The organism is Brevibacterium ammoniilyticum, assembly GCF_038429965.1.
In the GTDB taxonomy this organism is placed as follows: domain Bacteria; phylum Actinomycetota; class Actinomycetes; order Actinomycetales; family Brevibacteriaceae; genus Brevibacterium; species Brevibacterium ammoniilyticum.
The window spans coordinates 43,766-62,300 of the sequence record NZ_BAABNP010000001.1 but is presented as its reverse complement, the minus strand read 5'-3'; the positions used below and the strand labels follow the sequence as shown (position 1 = coordinate 62,300).

The window sequence follows — 18,535 nt, the reverse complement described above, 5'->3', positions numbered from 1 at the left end:
GGGTGTCCGCGGCCCTCGATCAGCTGACGACGAGCGGTTCGAGCACGAGGTCGGGGTGGTTCTTCTCCACGCCCTGCAGTCGCCACCGGTCGGAGAACAGGGCGAGGAGTTCGCCGTCGGAGCGGCTGAGCACCTCGACGTTGCGCTCACGGGCCAGCGTCGGCACGGATTCGGGTGTCGTGCGCCGGGCGAGGGAGAAGTTCAGCCGCTCGAGCGTACACGGGGCGTTGAATTCGTTCGTCATCCGGTCCTCGGCGACTTCGAACTGCATGGGCCCCACGGCCCCGAGCACGGGAGCCTGGTCGCCGCGCAGGTCGGAGCGCAGCACCTGGATGACGCCTTCGTGGTCGAGCTGTTCGATGCCGCGGCGGAACTGCTTGTACTTCGAGGAGTCCTTCGCGCGGATGACCATGAAGTGCTCGGGCGAGAACGTCGGGATCCCGGGGAACTCGACCTTCCTGTCCAAGTAGAGGGAGTCGCCGACGCGCAGGGCGCTCGCGTTGACGAGGCCGACGACGTCTCCGGGGAAGGCCTCGTCGACGACGTCGCGGTCACGGCCGAAGACCTGCTGGGCGTACTTCGTCGCGAACGGCTTGCCGGTGCCGGCATGGGTGAGGACGCTGCCGCGTTCGAAGACTCCGGAGCACACACGGATGTAGGCGAGACGGTCGCGGTGGTTGGAGTCCATGCCGGCCTGGACCTTGAAGACGAAGCCGGAGAACGGGGCGGCGACGTCGCGCGGTGCGCTGTCCTTGTCCTCGCGGGCCTCGGCGGCTGGGGCGAGGTCGACGAGGGTGTCGAGGAGCTTGTGGATGCCGAAGTTGAGCACCGCCGAGGCGAACATCACCGGGGTCGACTTCCCGGCCAGGAACGTCTCCTGGTCGTGGTTCTGCTCCTCCATGTCGAGGAGTTCGGATTCGTCGACCGCGGTCGCCCAGGCGTCGCCTTCGAGGTCGGCGGCGGCGTCGGCGGCGAAGGTCTCCTCGCCGGCGATCGTCGCTCCGCCGTCGGTGCGCGTGTACTTCGTGTACTCGCCGGTGATCCGGTCGAGGACACCGCGGAAATCGCCGGACTGGCCGACCGGCCACGTGATCGGGGTGGGCAGCAGACCCGTGCGCGCCTGCACCTCGTCCATGAGGGCGAGCGCGTCGAGGCCGGGACGGTCCCATTTGTTGACGACGGTGATGATCGGGATGTTCCGGTGCGCACAGACTTCGAAGAGCTTCATCGTCTGCGACTCGAGGCCCTTGGCGGCGTCGATGAGCATGACCGCGCAGTCGACGGCGGAGAGCACCCGGTAGGTGTCCTCGGAGAAGTCGGCGTGGCCGGGGGTGTCGACGAGGTTGAACACGGCGTCGCGGTACTCGAACTGGAGGGCTGCCGAGGAGATCGAGATCCCGCGGTCCTGCTCCATCTGCATCCAGTCGGAGACGGTGGCGCGGCGTCCGGCCTTGCCGTGGGTGGCGCCGGCCTGACCGATCGCGCGGGCGTGGAGGGCGAGCGCCTCGGTGGTCGTGGATTTGCCCGCGTCGGGGTGGGAGATGACGGCGAACGTGCGACGGCGTGCCGCCTGCGTCCGGATCTCCTTATCAGAATGTTGGCCGGAAGTCACCAAAGTATCCTACCGCCGATCGTCGCCGGGGTCCCTGTCCGATCAGTCACAGTCGCAGGCGTCCTGTATCGGTGTCGCCGAGGCGGTGGGTCGCTGGCGCCGAACCGGAGTCGCGGGGCGGTTCCAGAGGGGCGGTGGCGCTTCCAGCATCCTGTCGGATTCCGTGCCTATGCTGGGTGGCGATGACTGAGGAATACGTTGACTTCGCCGGCCGCTCGGAGCCGAAGGAGCGGTGGCTCAAAGCGCTCCCGCTCATCATCGCGGGCGTCCTCGGGATCCCCTTGCTCGGCGTGGCGATCTGGTTCTCGCTCTACATAGCCCAGATCACGAAGTACCTCTTCGATCTCAGCACCTCCGGCTGGGAGGCGGCCGGAATGGTGCTGCTCAGCCTCTCCGGCGCGTTCTGCGTCATCGCCTACCTCGTCTGTCTCTTCGTCGGTTCGCGTCGCCGGACGTGGAGGTGGCGCATCGGGTGGGCCGTCGGCGCCCTGCTCTCAGCCGGCGCCCTCCCCCTCTGGTGGCTCTTCGCCGGCTTCTTCTCAGGCGCTTCCGTCTAGCCAGCGCCCGAGCAGCCTCGGCGCCACCACCAATCCGGACGCCCGCCGCATCCCCTCACCTGCAAAGCCACGGCCTACCTGCAGCAGCGAATCGCACCCGGAGCACCGAATCGCACCCTTAGCGCGAAAACGCCGCTGCAACTTCACACGCACCACCTGGAGCGCCGAATCCTACCTGTGCAAAGGTAGGAATTGCCGCTGAGCATGACGACAGCGAAACCTCGCCCCGCCTGGGCGGCCGTGCGCACCTCCTACAGCTGGGCGAGGGCCTTCGCGATGCGCTTCTCGGAGACCGGGTGCGTGGTGCCCAGGGCGTTCGCGTACAGGCTCACCCGAAGCTCCTCGAGTTGGACGAGGACGTCACGCCAGGTGCTCGGCACCGTGACGAGCCAGCGATCCCACTCCGCCTGCCCCAGACCCGGGAAGCGGGTGCCGATCTTCTTCGCCACCGCCTCGGCGCTGCCCGTCACCCGGTCCATGAGCTGGCGGTCGCGCATCGGGGAATCGACCATCGCGCCGATGCGCACCTTCTCGGCCTCCACCCACTTCGGCAGCGCCGCCACCATCTGAGGGGTCATCGCCGCGATCGCCGGCGCGCTGATCCGTGAGGCCGACCATGCCTGGACATCGGCGAGATTGGACAGGATCGCCAACGACGACGACTTCCCGACGAGCTTCTCGAGCTCGGTGGCCCGTCGCAGAGCGGTGATGAGGGACGGCAGCAGCTTCGTCGCCGCCCCGGTCAGCTGCGCGATCACCGCCGACTGCAGGCGGGCGAACTCCCCCTCATCGGCCACCCACGCGGTCTCCGCCGGACCGGTCTCCGCCTCGACGATGCCGCGGACACACGATCGGATGAGGGCGGAGAGCAGTTCGTCGGCACGCTTCTGGTGCCCGGCGAGCACGAGCTTCTCCTCCGTCGTCAGCCCCTCGCGCAGATACTTCAGCGCCTCGGCCGTGCGCAGGGTGAGCAGGGTGATGACGGCCTCCCGACTCGCGATCCGCGCCTGCCCGGCCGTGTCGAAGGCGACGAGGTCGATGTTCGACCCGCGGTCGGCAAGCCCCGGGACGAGTCCCGCCTCGGCGGTGTCGGGATCGGTCAGATCCCCGAGACTCCACGCAGTCAGCCCGCGCTTCTCAGCGAACGCCGACGCCTTCGCTCTCGCCTTCTTCACCTGCGGCTTCGCCCGCGTCGTCAACGCGCTGAGGTCCTCGCCGAGACCGACGGTCTTCGCCCCGTCGACGAGGCGGAAGCGGATGCGCAGGTGGGGCGGGATGCGGTCGCGGTCGAAGTCCGCGGCGCTCACGGTGATCGGCACGAGATCCTGCAGGCCTCCCCCACCGGCCCGCTCGCTCAGATGCGCGGCAAGGACCTCGGGCAGGCTCCCCTGATACGGGGTGAGAGAGGGCAGGAGGTCCCGGGCGACGTCGGGGGCGGGCACGAAGTAGCGCCTCTTGCCCTTCGGCAGCGACCGGATGTAGGCGGCGACGAGCTCCTCGCGCAGGCCCGGGACCTGCCAGCTGAACTCGTCGGGATCGACGAGGGCCACCGCCTCGGCGGGGATCTCCACGGTCACCCCGTCCTCGGTCGACCCGGGGTCGAACGAATACCGCAGCTTCGCGCTCGTCCCGTCGGACAGTTCCCATTCCATCGGGTAGTCCTCGGCCACCGAGGCGGTCAGCGACTCGCTGTCATCGCTGAGCAGCACCGAGGTGGTGAGGTCGAGCAGGTGCGGGTCGCGCTTCTTCTGCCCCTTCCACCACGACCTGAGGTCCGCCGCCGAGGTGATCGTGGCCGGGATCCGCGCATCGAAGAAGTCGAAGAGGGCATCGTCCTGATCGAGGACCCGGCGGTTGCGGGTACGGGAGGCGAGCTCCTCAGCTTCCTCGATGACCTCGGCGTTGTGTTCGAGGAATCCGAACCGCTCCCGCCAATCGCCGTCGATGAGTCCGTTGCGGATGAGCATGTCCCGCGCCGCAGCGGCATCGATCGCCCCGTAGCCGACCCGGCGGTCGCTGATGAGCGTGACGCCGAAGAGCGAGATCTTCTCGTACACCATCGCCGCCCCGGCCGTCCTCGACCAGTGCGGCTCCGAATGCTGCCGGGTGACCAGCGGGCCTGCGGCGTCGACGACCCACTCGGGGTCGATCGCGGCGACCGTGCGCGCCCACAGCCTCGAGGTCTCAACGAGTTCGGCGGCCATGACGAAGTCCGGGTTGACCTTGAACAGGCCCGATCCGGGGAAGATCGCGAACCGGGTGCCGCGCGCACCCTGGTAGTCCTTGTGACGTTCCGACCGCGAACCGATCATCGACAGCAGACCCGTGAGCAGGGCACGGTGGATCGCCACGGCAGTCGGGTCGAGCTTCATCGCCGCGGCGTCCGCGCCGCGACCGGCCTCGACTCCGCCGCGGGCCTTCTTCGCCTGCTTCTTCGCCGCAGTGATCTCGGCGAAGCCGATCTTCCCCTGCCCGCTCGTCTGCGGTGTCGTCTCCTGCCTCGCCGAGGCGGTCCCCCCGCGCCGACCGTTCCTGTCCTGGCCATCCCGGCCCCCACCTCGGCGGGAGTCATCGCCGGGAACCCGGTCGCCGGGCTCGTCGACGTTCTGCCGCCAGCTCGAGCGTTCGGCGCGGATGCCGGCGGAGCCGAGCAGGGAGCGGAGCTGGCCGACGAGGTCCTGCCATTCGCGGATGCGCACGAAGTTGAGGAACTCGGCCTTGGCCTGGCGGCGGAACTTCGACGACGACATCGCCGCCTGCGAGTCCTCGAGGTAGTTCCACAGGTTGAGGTAGGAGAGGAAGTCGCTGCCGCGGTGGACGAAGCGGGTGTGCCTCTCATCGGCGGCGGCACGCACCTCGGCGGGGCGTTCCCGGGGGTCCTGAATGGACAGGGCGGCGACGATGACGAGGACCTCTCCCCCGACCCCCGCCTCGGCGCCGGCGATGACCATGCGCGCCAACCGCGGATCGATGGGCAGGACGGAGAGCTTCCGACCGATCGGGGTGACCCGGATCGTGCCGGTCGGATCGCTCTCGAGGGCACCGAGCTCGGCGAGCAGCGTCCGCCCGTCGCGGACGGCCTTGGCATCCGGTGGGGTGAGGAACGGGAAGCCGAGGATCTCCTCGTCGCTGGAGGCGAAGCCGAGGTCGGCCATCTGGAGGATGACGCTGGCGAGGTTCGTGCGCAGGATCTCCGGGTCGGTGAACTCGGGTCGGGACTCGAAGTCGGCCTCCGAGTAGAGGCGGATGCAGATGCCCTCGCTCGTCCGGCCCGAACGGCCCTTGCGCTGGTTCGCACTCGCCTGGGAGATGCGTTCGATGGGCAGCCGCTGGACGCGGGTGCGGTTGGAGTACCGGGAGATGCGGGCGGTGCCGACGTCGATGACGTACTTGATGCCCGGGACCGTCAGCGAGGTCTCCGCGACGTTGGTGGCGAGCACAATGCGCGGGCGCGTGTGCGGTTTGAACACCTTCTGCTGCTCCCCGGCGGAGAGTCTGGCGAAGAGCGGGATGACCTCCCAGTCGCGCAGCCGCGGGCTCTTGCGCAGGTGCGCGTCGAGGGCGTCGGCGGTGTCGCGGATCTCCCGCTCGCCGGAGAGGAAGACGAGGATGTCGCCCGGGTCCTCCGCGCTGAGTTCGTCGACGGCGGCGATGATGCCGTCGATCTGATCCTCGACCCCGGTCTCGTAGTCCCCGGACTCACCGGGGCCGTCGACGTCGTCGTCGCCGGGATCGTCGACCAGCGGTCGGTACCGGACTTCGACGGGGTACGTGCGGCCTTCGACCTCGATGATCGGGGCGTCGTCGAAGTGGGCGGCGAAGGATTCGGGGTCGATGGTCGCCGAGGTGATGATGATCTTGAGGTCGGGACGTTTCCTCCGTACCTCCTTGAGGTAGCCGAGGAGGAAGTCGATGTTGAGGCTGCGTTCGTGCGCCTCGTCGATGATGATGACCTCGTAGTCGCGCAGGAGCTTGTCGCGGGAGAGCTCGGAGAGCAGGATGCCGTCGGTCATGACCTTGATCCGGGTCTCGTCGGCGACCTGCGCGGTGAAGCGCACCTGGTAGCCGACCGTGCCGCCGAGGTCTTCGCCGAGTTCGTCGGCGATGCGTTCGGCGACCGTGCGGGCGGCGATGCGCCGCGGCTGCGTGTGCCCGATCATCCCCTCGACGCCCAGGCCGAGTTCGAGGCAGATCTTCGGCAGCTGTGTCGTCTTGCCGGACCCGGTCTCACCGGCGATGATGACGACCTGGTTGTCTCGGATCGCCTCGGCGATGACGTCCTTGGCCGCGCTGACCGGGAGTTCCGGCGGATAGGTGACCTTCACCGGGTGGGCGGCACGGGCCGCTTTCAGGCGGGCACGCCGCTCCCGGTGTTCGGCTCCCGTGGTGCCCCGTCGGCCGCTGCGTCGCTTCGACCCGCCGCGGCAGGATCGGCCGTCGCCCCGGCGCGCATGGGCCTTCTCGCCGTGCGCGCGCTCACCGGCCTGGGGTCCATCGGTCCGGGAGGATTTCTGCTGCTCGGCTCCGGCCGAGTTCTCTTCTGCCATCTCACCTCCCAGCTTATCGCCCGACCGGCATGCCGCAGCGCGGCCGGTGGGCGACCCGCACCGCCTGTCAGCGCGTGCCGTCTGCGAGGGCGGTGAGCTTCGCGGTATAGGCGGCCCAGTCGTGGTCCTCGGGCAGGTTCGGGTTCGCCTCGCCCAACCCCGCCTTGCCGTCGATGCCCTCACGGACGATGTCGATCTGCCCGAGATGTCGAGTGATGTCGATGAGGAGATGGACGACGATCTGGCCGAGGGTCACGCTCGCTGTGACCATCGGCCAGTGCGGGACCGTTCCGACCGCGTCGAGGGGCAGCTCACGGATCGTCTCATCGCCGAACGTGCGCACTCGCGCGTAGAACCCGAGGATGCCCTCCGTGGACTCATCGGCCGTCGCGTACCAGTCGGCCTGGGGGTCGGCGGTGATCTGCGCTGAGGTGATGAGTTCGTCAGGGTTCGGCCAGGGTCGGGAGAAGGTCTCTCCGAGGTACGTGTACTCGGTCTGGGCGATGTGCTTGACCGCGCCGAGGAGGTTGAATCCCGTCGGAGTCCGCGGCAGCCGCAGGTCCCGGTCGCTCAGTCCCTCGAGCTTCCACAGGATGTTCTCCTGCGTCCGCTTGAGCGCGGCGCGCAGATGGTCCTTGAGAGCGTCGTCGTCGGCCATGGTCTCAGTGTGCCTCAGATCCGCCGCTGTGTCTCAGCTCCACAGCGGCGAGAGCGCTTCGATGAGCTGCTGGACGCCGAGGATGAGGAAGAGCAGGGCGGTGATGCCCAGCGCGATGTTCGTGTGGACCTTGTTCGCCCACTCCTTGGGAATCCGCTTGCCGTTGAGCAGACCGAGGAGGGTGAGGGCGAGGAAGGGCATGAACAGGGCGCCGAGCACACCGTAGGCGAGGATGAGGCCGATCGGCTTGCCGAGGAGGAAGAGGATCATCGGCGGGAAGGTCAGCCACAGCAGGTAGAACTTGAAGTACTTGCCCCCGGTCATCGTGTCCGGGTGTCCCGCGGGCTTCTTGCGCATGTGGCCCCAGAAATCGGCGAACATGAGCGAGACGCCGTTCCACACGCCGATGATCGAGGAGAACGAGGCCGCCCAGAATCCGATGAGGAAGCCCACGCCGACGACATCGCCGTAGCGGTCCTTGAGCACCTGCGTGAGGTCGATGAGGCCGGCATCACCGGCGGAGAGCGAGACTCCGGCTGCCCGGACCACCTCGGCGCCGACGATGAGCATCGCGATGACGAAGATGCCGGTCATGACGTAGGCCATCGTGTTGTCGATGCGCATCACCCGCATCCACTTGGGCGTGATCCACCCCTTCTCCCGCAGCCAGTAACCGTAGGCGGCGAGTGTGATCGTGCCGCCGACGCCGCCGGCGAGGGCGAGGGTGTAGATGATGCCGCCTTCGGGGATGAGCGGGATGAGACCGGAGAGGAGTTCAGGGATGTTGGGGGCGGCGATAACGGCGAGGCCGACGACGGTGACGAACATGATCCCGACGAGGACGGCGGTGATCCGCTCGAACACGGTGTACTTGCCGAGCCAGACCATGGTGAAGCCGGCGAGGCCCATGATGACGGCCCACACGGTCAGCGGCACCATCGGGAAGAGCGCGGCCAGCGGCAGGGCTGCGGAGCTCATCGCGGTCGCGCCGTAGACGAAGCCCCAGATGATGATGTAGGGACCGAAGTACCACGTCGTCCATCGGCCGAGGCTGCGCCAGCCCTCGAAGATCGTCTTGCCGGTGGCCAGGGTGTAGCGTCCGGCACCCTCGACGAGGACGATCTTGAGGATGACGCCGACGATGACCGCCCAGAGCAGTGCGTAGCCGAACCGGCTGCCGGCCACGAGGGTGGCGACCATGTCCGCGGCTCCGACACCGGTGGCGGCGACGACGAGGCCGGGGCCGATGATCTTCCACTTCGGCTTGCCCCCACCCTCGCCGAGGCGGTCGGGGCCGGTGTTCCCCGGCGAAGTGGGCGGCTGGCTCGGTCCCTCAGTCATGCGTCTCCTTTGTCGTCACGACCCGCTCGGGTCTCCAGTCATGCTACGACAGCGTGTGTCCGGGCCCACACGTCACCCCGGATCGCGGACACCGCCGGGCGGCGGGGCCCGCGAGACCGGCACGGCCGGAGGGCACGGGCCTAGCGGGAAACGTCAGAAGAGTGTCGGTTGAAGTGTCCTCCTCTCTCGTGCCGGTGGAGGCGATGGTCGCCTCGGCGGGGCGGATGCGGCTTCCACGTCGATCCACCGGCAGATGACGGCAACGACATCGGCCTGTTCCGCCGCGGTGAGTTCACGGCCGGCCGGGATGCCGTGGCTGTTCTGCAGACAGGTGCGGCAGCACGTCGCCGTCGCATGCTGGGCGAGGAAGACCGGGTGCCCGTTCCACGGGGTCTGCTTGCCGTCGCGCGGCGGATTCTGCGGTGCCAGTCGGGAGGCGATGAAGTCCTGGGCGTGATGTCTCACCGTGTCCATGCCGCGATCGGCGACGTAGTCGAGTTCCGGTCCCCGGAGATGGAAGCGCGACCGGAACGGCGCCCGGGTGATGCGCCTGATCCGCTGGTCCAGCTGGTGATCGTCCATGATGAGGTGAGCGTATCCATCGGCACTGACACGGCCGCGGCAGCAGCCCTTCGAGGACTCTGCCGCACGGGACGGATGGGGACACCGGCGAGCGCGTGTATCCTCAGAATCGTGGACTCCGATGACACACGCGGCCGACTCGCCCGGCGGATGTTCCCCGACGGGGAGGATCCCGACCCCCGCTTCACGCTCGCCAACGAACGTACGTTTCTGTCCTGGATCCGCACGTCACTCGCCTTCATCGGCGGCGGCATCGCCGTCGAGGCCTTCACCGGCGCGGTCTTCACTCCGGGCCTCCGGGCGACCCTGTCGATCGTGCTCATGACCATCGGGTTCGTCCTCGCTGCCGGTGCCGCGTTCCGCTGGTTCCGGATCGAATCGGCGATGCGCCGCAAGCAGTCGCTGCCGTTGCCGCTGATCATCCCCATCGTCAGCCTCGCCTCGGCATTGGGAGCCGGCCTCCTCGTCCTCGTCTTCTCCGGAGTGCTGTGAGCACCCCGAGGCTGGCCCCGCACGAGGATCCCGGCCTCCAGCCTGAGCGCACCACCCAGTCGTGGCTGCGCACGAGCCTGACGATGACGGTCGTCAGCCTCCTCTTCATCCGCTGGATCACGCTCTTCCCCGTCCTCTCCGTCTCCGTCTTCGTCATCTGCATCGGACTCGCGGCCGCCGTCGTCGCCCTTCAGGTCCACCGCTACCGCGTCGGCTCGGGGTCGATCCGCGCCGAACGCGGTCGCCCGAGCCCGTGGCCCATCCTCGGGCTGACGACCTCGGTGTGCCTCATCGCCGTCCTCGGCATCGCCTCGGTGATCCGTCTGACGCTGAGCTGATCCGCGATCCTCGTCGTGGGACCGCCGTTCGGTCCGCGCACCGGCGACCCTAGACTGGTGGCCATGAAGGACGCCCAGGAAGTCTCCACCGCCCCACTCGTCGCCGTCGGTCTCATCGGCGGGTACCTCACCGCCCGCGAGACCGGCATCCGCCCGCTCGGGGGCGTCGTGCTCGCCGCCGCCGGCGGCTTTGCCGCACGGACGTGGTACGCCAAGCGCGGCTGGCCGACGGCGACTGCCCTCGGCCTGGCCTACCTCGGCGGGTTCGGCCTCTCGCACCCCCTGGCGAAGAAGATCGGCGCGTGGCCGGCGGTCGTCACCGTCACCGCTGCCGCCGCGGGTGCCGCGTACCTCGCCGTCGACGCCCAGCGCGACGCCGACTGACCGCCACGAGCGCACCGCCGCACGCGCTCGCACCGCAGACCGCACGCAATTCGTCGCGCACCGTGAGCGCCGAGCCGCGCACCGTGAGCACCACAGACCGCAGGATCCCAGGAAGCGAGGACCACCGGTAGACCATGCTGGCCGTATTCGAAGGCTTCGCCGTCATCGCAGGAGTCATCCTCGTCGGGTTCCTCCTGGGACGTTCCGGGGTGCTCGGCCCGACCGGCCAGCAGGTCATCGCGAAGCTCGTGTTCTATGCGGGCACGCCGACGCTGCTCTACGTCACGGTCTCCCAGACCGACCTCGACCTCATCTTCAACTCCGCCCTGCTCGCAACAGGTGGGTCGGCCATCATCGTCGGGATCCTCCTCTTCGCCCTCACCCGCTGGATCCGGAAGCGAAGCACCGGTGAGGCGATGTTCTCGGCATGGGCGGTCAGCTACGTCAACATCGGCAACCTCGGCATTCCGATCGCCGCCTACGTCCTCTACGACGTCGGCTACGTCGCCCCCGTCCTGCTCTTCCAGCTCATCGTCCTCGCCCCCATCGGCATGGCCGTCCTCGACGCCGCGGGCAAGAAGAAGCACGACACGCACTGGTATTCGACGATCCTCCAGGTGCTCAAGAACCCGATCCTCCTCGGTGCCGCAGCCGGGGTGGCGGCCTCGGCGACAGGATTCGAGCTTCCGCGCTTCATCTTCGAACCCATCGACATGATCGGGGCGACGGCGGTGCCGGGAGCTCTCCTCGCGTTCGGGATCTCACTCAAGGACGGGTGGGCGCTGCCGGTGCGTGGAACCCGGTCGCAGCTGAGCTACATCACCGTCGGCAAACTCGTCCTCCAGCCGGTCATCGCGTGGGCGATCGGCGGCCCGCTGCTCGGCTACACCGGCATCGACCTCTTCGCGATCGTCGTCACCTCAGCGCTGCCGACAGCGCAGAACGTCTACATCTACTCGATGCAGTACCGGCAGTCCGAGGCGCTCATGCGCGACGCTGTCTTCATCACCACCGTTCTCGCCGTGCCCACTCTCGTCATCGTCGCAGCCCTCCTCGGCTGAGCCCCGCCGGCCACGGCGGCCCTCGCACCTGCCTGCGGCCACCTCGGCGATCTGGGGCTGCAGGGCGTGTCCTCCCGGGCATCGCCTGCCGGGTCACTGACAATGGGACCGTGGCTGGAGACGAGAAGAACGAGACCGAAGACCTCCTGAGCAGGCGCATGAGCTCGGGGTCCCACAGCGCTGCCGAGACACCGTCGAAGGCATCGCCCGAGGCCGCGAACGACCCGTCGACCGACACCGAGGCGTTCGATCCGATCAAGGATCCCATCCTCAAGGAGGAGCCTCGGCCCTCGACCGGTCCGGTTCGGGTGACCCCCGCGCATTCGAGCGCGCCCCAGGACACCGCCCGCACCCGCGAGGTCCCGGCGAAATCGACGGACACCTCGGCGACGACGCCTCACTCCTCGGTGATGAGCGAAGCCGACTGGGCCGCGGTGACGAAGGCCGCGACCTCCCGGGACACCCACGAACCGGAGTTCCCGGAGCGCCGGAAGAACCCGCTCGACATCATCGGCACGATCTGGATCGCACTCTCCGTGCCGTTCATGCTGCTCGCCCTCGCCGTTCGCGCGATCGCCTCGGGGATGTTCCTCAAGTTCGAGTACTTCCGTCCGGGCTTCCCAGCCGACCAGTTCGGCTTCGGTCAGGCCGACCGCGAGCACTACGCGACCTATGTCATCGACTACCTGCACAACCTCGACGGGCGCCGTTACCTCGCCGATGTCATCCTGCCCAACGGCGAACCGGTGTTCATCTCCGATGAGCTCAACCACATGGCCGACGTCAAGGGACTCATCTCCCTGCTCTACCTCATCGCGATCGTCGGCTTCATCGGCACCGTCCTCTTCTCGCTCTACCTCTCCCGCAAGGGAGGTCTGGGCATGCGCATCGGGTTCCGGCTCGGGTCGATCTTCAGCATCATCGCCATGGCGGGCATCGCCGTGGTCGCACTGCTGGGCTGGGACAGCTTCTTCCGCGGCTTCCACCGCATCTTCTTCGCCAACGGCACTTGGGAGTTCTACGCCGACGATTCCCTCATCCGACTCTTCCCGCCCCAGTTCTGGGTCGATGCCGGCATCGGTGCGGGCGCGATCTTCCTCCTGCTCGCGATCATCCTCTTCCTCTTCAGCTTCGCCGGCCACAAGAAGCGCAAGGCCGCACGCAAGGCGCAGCGCGAAGCAGCCGACGCGATCTGAGAGGCTGCCGCGGACCCACCGTCTCGCGGCGCATCACGGCGCTCACGCGCCCCACGGTTCCGGCCGGGTGGTCTTTCCCCTTCCACCCGGCCGCATCACATTCACCGCGGCCGATGTGTGTCGGCCGGCAACACATCCACCGCTGCCGATAGGTGCGCGCCTATCTGCACGGCGGTGGGCTCGCGAGGGACGCAGACGGGTTCACGGAACCTGCGGCGTTCTCGAGACACCCAGCACCGGTCCGTCGCTGGGCCCGCCACCTCCCCTTGCGCACCGCTGCATCCCGGTCTACCGTTGACAGCAAGTCACCATGCCGAATTGGAGGGTCAGCGATGAGCGCAGACGACGCACGGGCAGACGAGGCGACCACCGGGGACGAGGCCACGCCGGACACAGTTTCACCCGATAGGAGTTCGAAACCGGCCGTCGCGGTCACCACTGCTCCGCACGTGAGGGTCGACCGCGGCGATCATTCCGTCGGCGGCAGCGCCTCCAGCGCCGGGACGACGGAGGAACACGAGGTCGATCCCGATCGACACGGCGCCGACGCTGCCGGGCCGGTCGACGTCGACGCGGTCCTCACCGACGACGATCCGGGAGCAGGCGACGACTCGAGCACCGAAGGCCCACCGGAACCGCCAGCCTGAGCGAACCTCCAACCTGAGCGCGTCGCCGGGACAAGCGAACCACCAGCCAAAACGGCCCGCCGAAACCACCGGAACCGCCCGCCTAAACAGACCTCAGTCGTCGACGGCGTCGCGACCGCGGCGGACGAGGAGCGGGTCGGGGGCGTAGACGACCGAGGTGTCCTTGCCCGCATAGTCGAACTGGTTGAGGAAGTAGCGCATCGCGTTGAGCCTCGCGCGCTTCTTGTCGTTGCTCTTGATCGTGATCCACGGGGCGTGGTCGGTGTCGGTGCGTCGGAAGGTCTCCTCCTTCGCCACCGTGTAGTCGTCCCACCGCCCCAGCGATTCGAGGTCCATCGGCGAGAGCTTCCACCGCCGGACGGGGTCGATCTGGCGGATCGCGAACCGGGTGCGCTGTTCGCGCTGGGTGACGGAGAACCAGAACTTCGTCACGTGGATGTCGGAGTCGATGAGCATCTTCTCGAACACGGGTGCCTGCTCCATGAACGTCTGGTATTCGGCGTCGGTGCAGAAGCCCATGACGCGTTCGACGTTGGCCCGGTTGTACCACGAGCGGTCGAACATGACGATCTCGCCGTTCGTGGGCAGGTGAGAGATGTAGCGCTGGAAGTACCACTGCCCGGCTTCCCGGTCAGAGGGCTTGTTGAGCGCGACGACGCGGGCTGCGCGCGGATTGAGGTGCTCGGTGAAGCGCTTGATCGTCCCGCCCTTGCCGGCGGCGTCGCGGCCTTCGAAGACGATGACGTGCTTGGAGTCCGTGTCCTGGCCCCAGTACTGGAACTTCAGCAGTTCCACCTGGAGTCGGTACTTCTCGAGTTCGTACTCCTCCCGGTCCATGAGCTCCGGGTACGGGTAACCCTCCCGCCAGGTCTCGACGGCGCGCCCCATCGGGTCGATGAGCTGCGGGTCGGGGGTGTGGCTGTCGGTGACCGTGTATCCCTCGATGCGCAGCTTGTCGATGTACTCGCGCAGGTTCTCTTTCGGCAGGATGGACACGGTGTCTCCTTCGCTTCAGCGATGCCGTCGTCGGGTCCGACTGCGACATCGACTGGGTTGGTGCTGGCGCCTCGGACGGTACTGACCCGAGATGAACATCAGGTTATGCGATCGACGTCGTGTTTCGGAACCAGTCCCGCCCCGATGAGCGGGAAGACGGCGACGACGGCGAACGACAGCGGGTACCCGAGCACGGTGATGAGAGCGCCGAGGCCGGGGCCGACGAGCGCCGAGACCGCGAACTGTCCCGTGTTCTGAGCTCCCAGCGCCTTGCCCGACCAGCGGGGTCCTGCCGCCTCGGCCACCGAGGCGAAGGCGAGTCCGTTGTCGGCGACCGAGACCGTCGAGGCGAGGATGAAGACGACCGCCGCGACGATGGGCAGTGGGGTGAGGGAGACGAGGGCGACGGCGGCGGTGAGGACGCAGGCGGCGAGCGCGATGACGCGGATGAGTCCCACCCGCGTGCCTAGGGCGTCCGAGGCTCCCCCGACGACGAGGCGTCCGATCGCACCGATGAGCTGAGCGGCTGCGACGATGCCCCCGGCTGCCCCGGCGGAGATCCCCTGGGTGCTGATGAGCCAGATGAGTCCGTAGGTGGAGAACGCGAACTGCGGGACGACGAGGAGGGCGGAGACGACGTGGATCCGCCAGAGGAAGGAGTCCTCCCTGTAGGGATTGTCCGCCGAGGCGGCCCCCGCCCTCACCTGGCCCGTGACCGCGGGTCGGGCTCCCGCACTCTCCCCCGGCGCCGCACCATCGTCGATGTCGACGATGCTGGGAACCGCCTCGGCGGGAGGAGGATTGCGGATGAGGAGGAGGCAGATGAGCGTCATCGCAGCGGTGACGGCGGCGGCGAACCAGAGGTAGGCGGCGATGCCTCCGGCGGCGGCGATGGGCGGGACGGCGAGGGCGGCGACGGAGGTGCCCAGGGGTTGGGACATCTGTCGGATGCCCATCGCGAGGCCGCGGCGGTGGCGGGGGAACCAGCCCATGACGACGCGCCCGCTCGCGGAGTTCACCGACGCCGCTGCGGCTCCGGAGGCGGCGATGGCGACGATGAGCCAGACGGGCGAATCGACGACGGCCACGGCGATCGCCGAGGTCAGCGCGGTCAAACCGAGGCCGAGCGTCATCGCCAGCCGCTCCCCGTACCGGTCGGCGACCGCACCCCACGCGATGAGGGTGAGGATGAGGCCGAAGCTCGGGGCCACGGCGACCGTGCCGGCCTGGGTGAGGGAGAAGCCGAGTTCGGTGTGCAGGTACGGGATGAGGAAGGCCGGGCCGGTGATGGCGACGGTCGCAGCCATCTGCGCGAGGACTCCGACGACGAGGATCACCCAGGCCTGACGGCTGGGCGGGGTCGGAGTCATAGGCCCGACGGTAGTCCCCGATCATCATGCAGACGACGATGTCTCACTCTCCGACCCTCTCGAGGTGGGTCGCGCCTGGGAGATCCGGACCCGTCGGGACGGTAGAGTGAGTGCTGGCGACGACGCCGCTGCACCACGCGTGCGCCGCCCCCTATAGCCCAATCGGCAGAGGCAGTCGACTTAAAATCGATTCAGTCTGGGTTCGAGTCCCAGTGGGGGGACCTCCGGTTCGCCTGAGCACTCACGCTCGGGCAGGATGTCCCTATGACTCCGATGCTCCTCTCCCCCGGGAATCGACCGCAGCCCGTGTCCGGGATCGACGATCCCCTCGCCGCCGAGGCGGTCGGCCCCGCACTCATCGTCGCCGCTGATGTCGCGGCTGCACTCCCTGAGTCTCCGGACCCGACGACGCTGGGTCTCCGTCCCCTTTCCTTCCGAGAACGCGGTGGCCACTGGCAGGAGATCGGCTACGAGGCCGCCGACCACTGGCAGGCGCTCGCTCCTGCACTTCGGGCGCGTGTGCTCGCCGATCGCACGGCCGCTTTCGACGTCGAGGAGTTCAAGGCGACGACGAACGGGGCGAGCGCGTCGATGATCACGAACAATTGGATCTACTCGGGCCATCCGCGGCGCTACCGGATCGCCGGTGAGCTGCGGGACCTCGCCGAGGTGGTTGCCGCGATCAGCGCGTAGCCACCGCCTCGGCGCTGTTCCGATTGCCCTCGATCTCGGCGACATTGCGCTCCGCCCACTGCCTCAGGGCCGCAACGGGCTCGAGCAGCGACCGCCCGAGGTCGGTGAGCCGGTACTCGACGCGCGGCGGCACCTCTCCGAACGCCTCCCGGACGATGAGGCCATCGGCGGCGAGGGAACGCAGCGTCGAGGTGAGCACCTTGGGAGTGATGCCTCCGATGGCCAGGCGGATCTCGTTGAAGCGCCGCGGACCTGCGTCGAGGACCTCGATGATGAGCACCGTCCACTTGTCCCCGATCCGATCGAGGACGACGCGCGTCGGGCATTCCGGATCGTACGCGTTGCCCTCCCAGGCGATTGCCATGAGAAATCTCCATTAGTATCTTTGAGGTACGTGGTATCCGAAGTATATCGTTGAGCCATCAGATGAACCAACGAAAGGTACGGACATGAGAATCGCCCTCTTCGGAGCCTCCGGCATGGTCGGCTCCCGCATCGCCGACGAAGCCGCCGGGCGCGGACTCGAGGTCACCGCGATCACCCGCTCGGGCGCCGAGGTGCCCGGCGTCGCCCACAGCCTCACCGGCGACATGGCCGACGCCGACTTCGACGCCCGCGTCGTGGCCGAGAACGACGTCATCGTCTCCGCCACCGGCCCCAGCCGCACCGGCGGCGACCACGGCGAATGGCTCGCAGCGCTGAAGACCCTCGCCGAGGCCAGCGGCGACACCCGACTCATCGTCGTCGGCGGAGCCGGTTCCCTGTCGGTCGGTGACACCCTGCTCAAGGACACCCCCGGCTTCCCCGCCGTCTACAAGGCCGAAGCCGAGACCGGGACGCGCGCCCTCGAGCTGCTCCGCGACGGGAACTACTCGCCGTGGACGATGCTCTCCCCCGCCCCGCAGATCGCGCCCGGCACCCGCACCGGCTACTACGCCGTGGCCCTCGACTCCCCGGCCGGCGATTCGATCTCCGCCGAGGACTTCGCCATCGCCCTCGTCGACGAGATCGAGGATCCCCAGCACACCGACGCCCGCTTCACCGTCGCGAACTCCGAGGTCAACTGATCCTCGTACCGTGAGCTGCGAACCCGGCAGACCCTCAGTTGATGGCGTACCGCTTGGACGAGATCTCGAATCCGTGCTGGCCATTGGTGCACACCACGCCGCGGTCGGGATCCGTCGTGCAGCCGATGCCGCGCACCCAGAGGACCTCACCGTAGCCCAGGACTCTCGTGTCCGCACCCCATTCCCCCGAATCGGAGTACTGGGTGAACGTCGGATCCCCGTAGACCTCGAACCGCGGTGAGCCCTGCGGCTCGAGCACGATCGCGGTGGGCTGCTGCGGCTGCCCCATGTAGCGCACCGGCGGGAGGTCGTCGGGGAAGTTGAAGTTGTCGCAGCCGAGCTCGGTCTCGGTGAAGCTGCAGTGGTGCTTCCGCGACTCCGTCGTGAAGTAGATCCCCGCAGCTCCCGTCGCAGTCCCCTCGTAGTCCCACGGCAGCACGGCGTAGCCGGCGGGTACGGCAACGGAGCGCGGGCGGAGGACGAAGCGCTGTCCGCCCTTCTCGCACGAGAGCGTGATCGCGTAGTCGACGATCTCGTTGTCCATGGGGAAGACGCACGACCAGCCGTCGACCAACGTGCCGTGGCCGGACTCGTCCACGGAGTCCTCGCCGCGCCCGAATGCCGTGAGCGCGTCCCTGGCCTGCCCGCAGTCGGTCTCCTTCGACCCCTGATAGACCCTCTGGTCGGACAGCGGAGCCGGTGCCTGGCCGCAGAGTCCGACGGGCAGGGGTTCGTCGGCGACGACCGTATCATCCTCGGTGGCAGCCTCCGATGGGGTCTTTACCGCCGAGGTGGGAGTGCCCCCGGTCCCGGGCGGATTCCCTCCTGCGCCGGTACAGCCGGTGAGCACGAGCAGGGACACGAGGGCGGGAATCGCGACGATGCGGTTCATGCCCTCACCCTAGTCGCCGCTCAGACCGTTTGTGTCGGTGAGGAGATCACAGGCTCATCACGACCTGCGGTCCCGATCCCTCGCGGAACGCGACAGCGCCGG

The 18,535-nt window shown here is 68.3% G+C and carries 18 protein-coding genes and 1 tRNA gene; 10 read left to right on the top strand and 9 right to left on the bottom strand.

Annotated features, from left to right (window positions below; genetic code table 11):
- Positions 1–19 precede the first annotated feature (19 nt).
- Positions 20–1,612, bottom strand: a complete 1,593-nt coding sequence (locus AAHA49_RS00300; protein WP_342036788.1) for a peptide chain release factor 3 — start codon at positions 1,610–1,612, stop codon at positions 20–22.
- Between the two features lie 182 nt (positions 1,613–1,794).
- Between AAHA49_RS00300 and AAHA49_RS00295 the strand changes: the two genes are divergently transcribed.
- Positions 1,795–2,169, top strand: coding sequence for a hypothetical protein (locus AAHA49_RS00295; protein WP_342036787.1), 375 nt, complete (start codon positions 1,795–1,797; stop codon positions 2,167–2,169).
- A 251-nt stretch (positions 2,170–2,420) separates the two neighbouring features.
- Here the strand turns inward: AAHA49_RS00295 and hrpA are convergent, their stop codons facing one another.
- From hrpA to AAHA49_RS00275, 4 genes are all read right to left on the bottom strand, one after another.
- On the bottom strand, positions 2,421–6,716 hold the full coding sequence (gene hrpA / locus AAHA49_RS00290; protein WP_342036786.1) for an ATP-dependent RNA helicase HrpA: 4,296 nt from the start codon (positions 6,714–6,716) through the stop codon (positions 2,421–2,423).
- 67 nt (positions 6,717–6,783) lie between these two features.
- Positions 6,784–7,374: a DinB family protein gene (locus AAHA49_RS00285; RefSeq protein WP_342036785.1), complete on the bottom strand. Its 591-nt coding sequence runs from the start codon at positions 7,372–7,374 to the stop codon at positions 6,784–6,786.
- A 33-nt stretch (positions 7,375–7,407) separates the two neighbouring features.
- A complete protein-coding gene (locus AAHA49_RS00280; RefSeq protein ID WP_342036784.1) occupies positions 7,408–8,715 on the bottom strand; it encodes an Nramp family divalent metal transporter in 1,308 nt (435 codons plus the stop codon).
- Positions 8,716–8,868: 153 nt separating this feature from the next.
- A complete protein-coding gene (locus AAHA49_RS00275; protein WP_342036783.1) occupies positions 8,869–9,297 on the bottom strand; it encodes a DUF4186 domain-containing protein in 429 nt (142 codons plus the stop codon).
- Between the two features lie 75 nt (positions 9,298–9,372).
- On the opposite strand from AAHA49_RS00275, the gene AAHA49_RS00270 reads away from it, so the two are divergent.
- From AAHA49_RS00270 to AAHA49_RS00245, 6 genes are all read left to right on the top strand, one after another.
- Positions 9,373–9,789, top strand: a complete 417-nt coding sequence (locus AAHA49_RS00270) for a YidH family protein (protein WP_425286492.1) — start codon at positions 9,373–9,375, stop codon at positions 9,787–9,789.
- Positions 9,786–10,127 (top strand): DUF202 domain-containing protein, encoded by a 342-nt coding sequence (locus tag AAHA49_RS00265; protein WP_342036782.1) that lies wholly within the window; start codon positions 9,786–9,788, stop codon positions 10,125–10,127. The genes AAHA49_RS00270 and AAHA49_RS00265 overlap by 4 nt, the downstream gene beginning before the upstream one ends.
- Before the next feature lie 63 nt (positions 10,128–10,190).
- A complete protein-coding gene (locus AAHA49_RS00260) occupies positions 10,191–10,511 on the top strand; it encodes a hypothetical protein (RefSeq protein ID WP_342036781.1) in 321 nt (106 codons plus the stop codon).
- Between the two features lie 134 nt (positions 10,512–10,645).
- Positions 10,646–11,572 carry an AEC family transporter gene (locus AAHA49_RS00255; RefSeq protein WP_342036780.1) on the top strand — a complete coding sequence of 309 codons (927 nt, stop codon included), beginning with the start codon at positions 10,646–10,648 and terminating at the stop codon, positions 11,570–11,572.
- A gap of 110 nt (positions 11,573–11,682) precedes the next feature.
- Positions 11,683–12,768, top strand: a complete 1,086-nt coding sequence (locus AAHA49_RS00250) for a TIGR01906 family membrane protein (protein WP_342036779.1) — start codon at positions 11,683–11,685, stop codon at positions 12,766–12,768.
- A gap of 332 nt (positions 12,769–13,100) precedes the next feature.
- The gene (locus tag AAHA49_RS00245) at positions 13,101–13,415 is read left to right on the top strand and encodes a hypothetical protein (RefSeq protein ID WP_342036778.1); all 315 of its coding nucleotides are present in this window, start codon (positions 13,101–13,103) and stop codon (positions 13,413–13,415) included.
- Between the two features lie 93 nt (positions 13,416–13,508).
- Here the strand turns inward: AAHA49_RS00245 and ppk2 are convergent, their stop codons facing one another.
- On the bottom strand, positions 13,509–14,411 hold the full coding sequence (gene ppk2 / locus AAHA49_RS00240; RefSeq protein ID WP_339392506.1) for a polyphosphate kinase 2: 903 nt from the start codon (positions 14,409–14,411) through the stop codon (positions 13,509–13,511).
- Positions 14,412–14,509: 98 nt separating this feature from the next.
- Positions 14,510–15,781 carry an MFS transporter gene (locus tag AAHA49_RS00235; RefSeq protein WP_339392507.1) on the bottom strand — a complete coding sequence of 424 codons (1,272 nt, stop codon included), beginning with the start codon at positions 15,779–15,781 and terminating at the stop codon, positions 14,510–14,512.
- Between the two features lie 147 nt (positions 15,782–15,928).
- Between AAHA49_RS00235 and AAHA49_RS00230 the strand changes: the two genes are divergently transcribed.
- Positions 15,929–16,002, top strand: a tRNA-Leu gene (locus AAHA49_RS00230).
- A gap of 43 nt (positions 16,003–16,045) precedes the next feature.
- On the top strand, positions 16,046–16,474 hold the full coding sequence (locus AAHA49_RS00225; RefSeq protein WP_339392508.1) for a hypothetical protein: 429 nt from the start codon (positions 16,046–16,048) through the stop codon (positions 16,472–16,474).
- On the opposite strand, the gene AAHA49_RS00220 is transcribed toward AAHA49_RS00225, so the two are convergent.
- On the bottom strand, positions 16,464–16,838 hold the full coding sequence (locus AAHA49_RS00220) for a winged helix-turn-helix transcriptional regulator (protein ID WP_339392509.1): 375 nt from the start codon (positions 16,836–16,838) through the stop codon (positions 16,464–16,466). The two genes, AAHA49_RS00225 and AAHA49_RS00220, sit on opposite strands and share 11 nt — an antisense overlap.
- Before the next feature lie 85 nt (positions 16,839–16,923).
- Between AAHA49_RS00220 and AAHA49_RS00215 the strand changes: the two genes are divergently transcribed.
- Complete coding sequence (locus AAHA49_RS00215) at positions 16,924–17,541, top strand: NAD(P)-dependent oxidoreductase (RefSeq protein WP_339392510.1); 618 nt, start codon at positions 16,924–16,926, stop codon at positions 17,539–17,541.
- Positions 17,542–17,575: 34 nt separating this feature from the next.
- Here the strand turns inward: AAHA49_RS00215 and AAHA49_RS00210 are convergent, their stop codons facing one another.
- Positions 17,576–18,433, bottom strand: a complete 858-nt coding sequence (locus tag AAHA49_RS00210; RefSeq protein ID WP_339392511.1) for a hypothetical protein — start codon at positions 18,431–18,433, stop codon at positions 17,576–17,578.
- Between the last annotated feature and the right edge of the window lie 102 nt (positions 18,434–18,535).

Excerpts from the sequence above, each read along its gene's own strand:
- AAHA49_RS00295 (WP_342036787.1), top strand. The coding sequence starts at position 1,795 with ATGACTGAGGAATACGTTGACTTCGCCGGCCGCTCGGAGCCGAAGGAG.
- hrpA (WP_342036786.1), bottom strand. The coding sequence starts at position 6,716 with ATGGCAGAAGAGAACTCGGCCGGAGCCGAGCAGCAGAAATCCTCCCGG.
- AAHA49_RS00285 (WP_342036785.1), bottom strand. The coding sequence starts at position 7,374 with ATGGCCGACGACGACGCTCTCAAGGACCATCTGCGCGCCGCGCTCAAG.
- AAHA49_RS00280 (WP_342036784.1), bottom strand. The coding sequence starts at position 8,715 with ATGACTGAGGGACCGAGCCAGCCGCCCACTTCGCCGGGGAACACCGGC.
- AAHA49_RS00275 (WP_342036783.1), bottom strand. The coding sequence starts at position 9,297 with ATGGACGATCACCAGCTGGACCAGCGGATCAGGCGCATCACCCGGGCG.
- AAHA49_RS00270 (WP_425286492.1), top strand. The coding sequence starts at position 9,373 with ATGGGGACACCGGCGAGCGCGTGTATCCTCAGAATCGTGGACTCCGAT.
- AAHA49_RS00260 (WP_342036781.1), top strand. The coding sequence starts at position 10,191 with ATGAAGGACGCCCAGGAAGTCTCCACCGCCCCACTCGTCGCCGTCGGT.
- AAHA49_RS00255 (WP_342036780.1), top strand. The coding sequence starts at position 10,646 with ATGCTGGCCGTATTCGAAGGCTTCGCCGTCATCGCAGGAGTCATCCTC.
- AAHA49_RS00245 (WP_342036778.1), top strand. The coding sequence starts at position 13,101 with ATGAGCGCAGACGACGCACGGGCAGACGAGGCGACCACCGGGGACGAG.
- AAHA49_RS00235 (WP_339392507.1), bottom strand. The coding sequence starts at position 15,781 with ATGACTCCGACCCCGCCCAGCCGTCAGGCCTGGGTGATCCTCGTCGTC.
- AAHA49_RS00225 (WP_339392508.1), top strand. The coding sequence starts at position 16,046 with ATGACTCCGATGCTCCTCTCCCCCGGGAATCGACCGCAGCCCGTGTCC.
- AAHA49_RS00220 (WP_339392509.1), bottom strand. The coding sequence starts at position 16,838 with ATGGCAATCGCCTGGGAGGGCAACGCGTACGATCCGGAATGCCCGACG.
- AAHA49_RS00215 (WP_339392510.1), top strand. The coding sequence starts at position 16,924 with ATGAGAATCGCCCTCTTCGGAGCCTCCGGCATGGTCGGCTCCCGCATC.
- AAHA49_RS00210 (WP_339392511.1), bottom strand. The coding sequence starts at position 18,433 with ATGAACCGCATCGTCGCGATTCCCGCCCTCGTGTCCCTGCTCGTGCTC.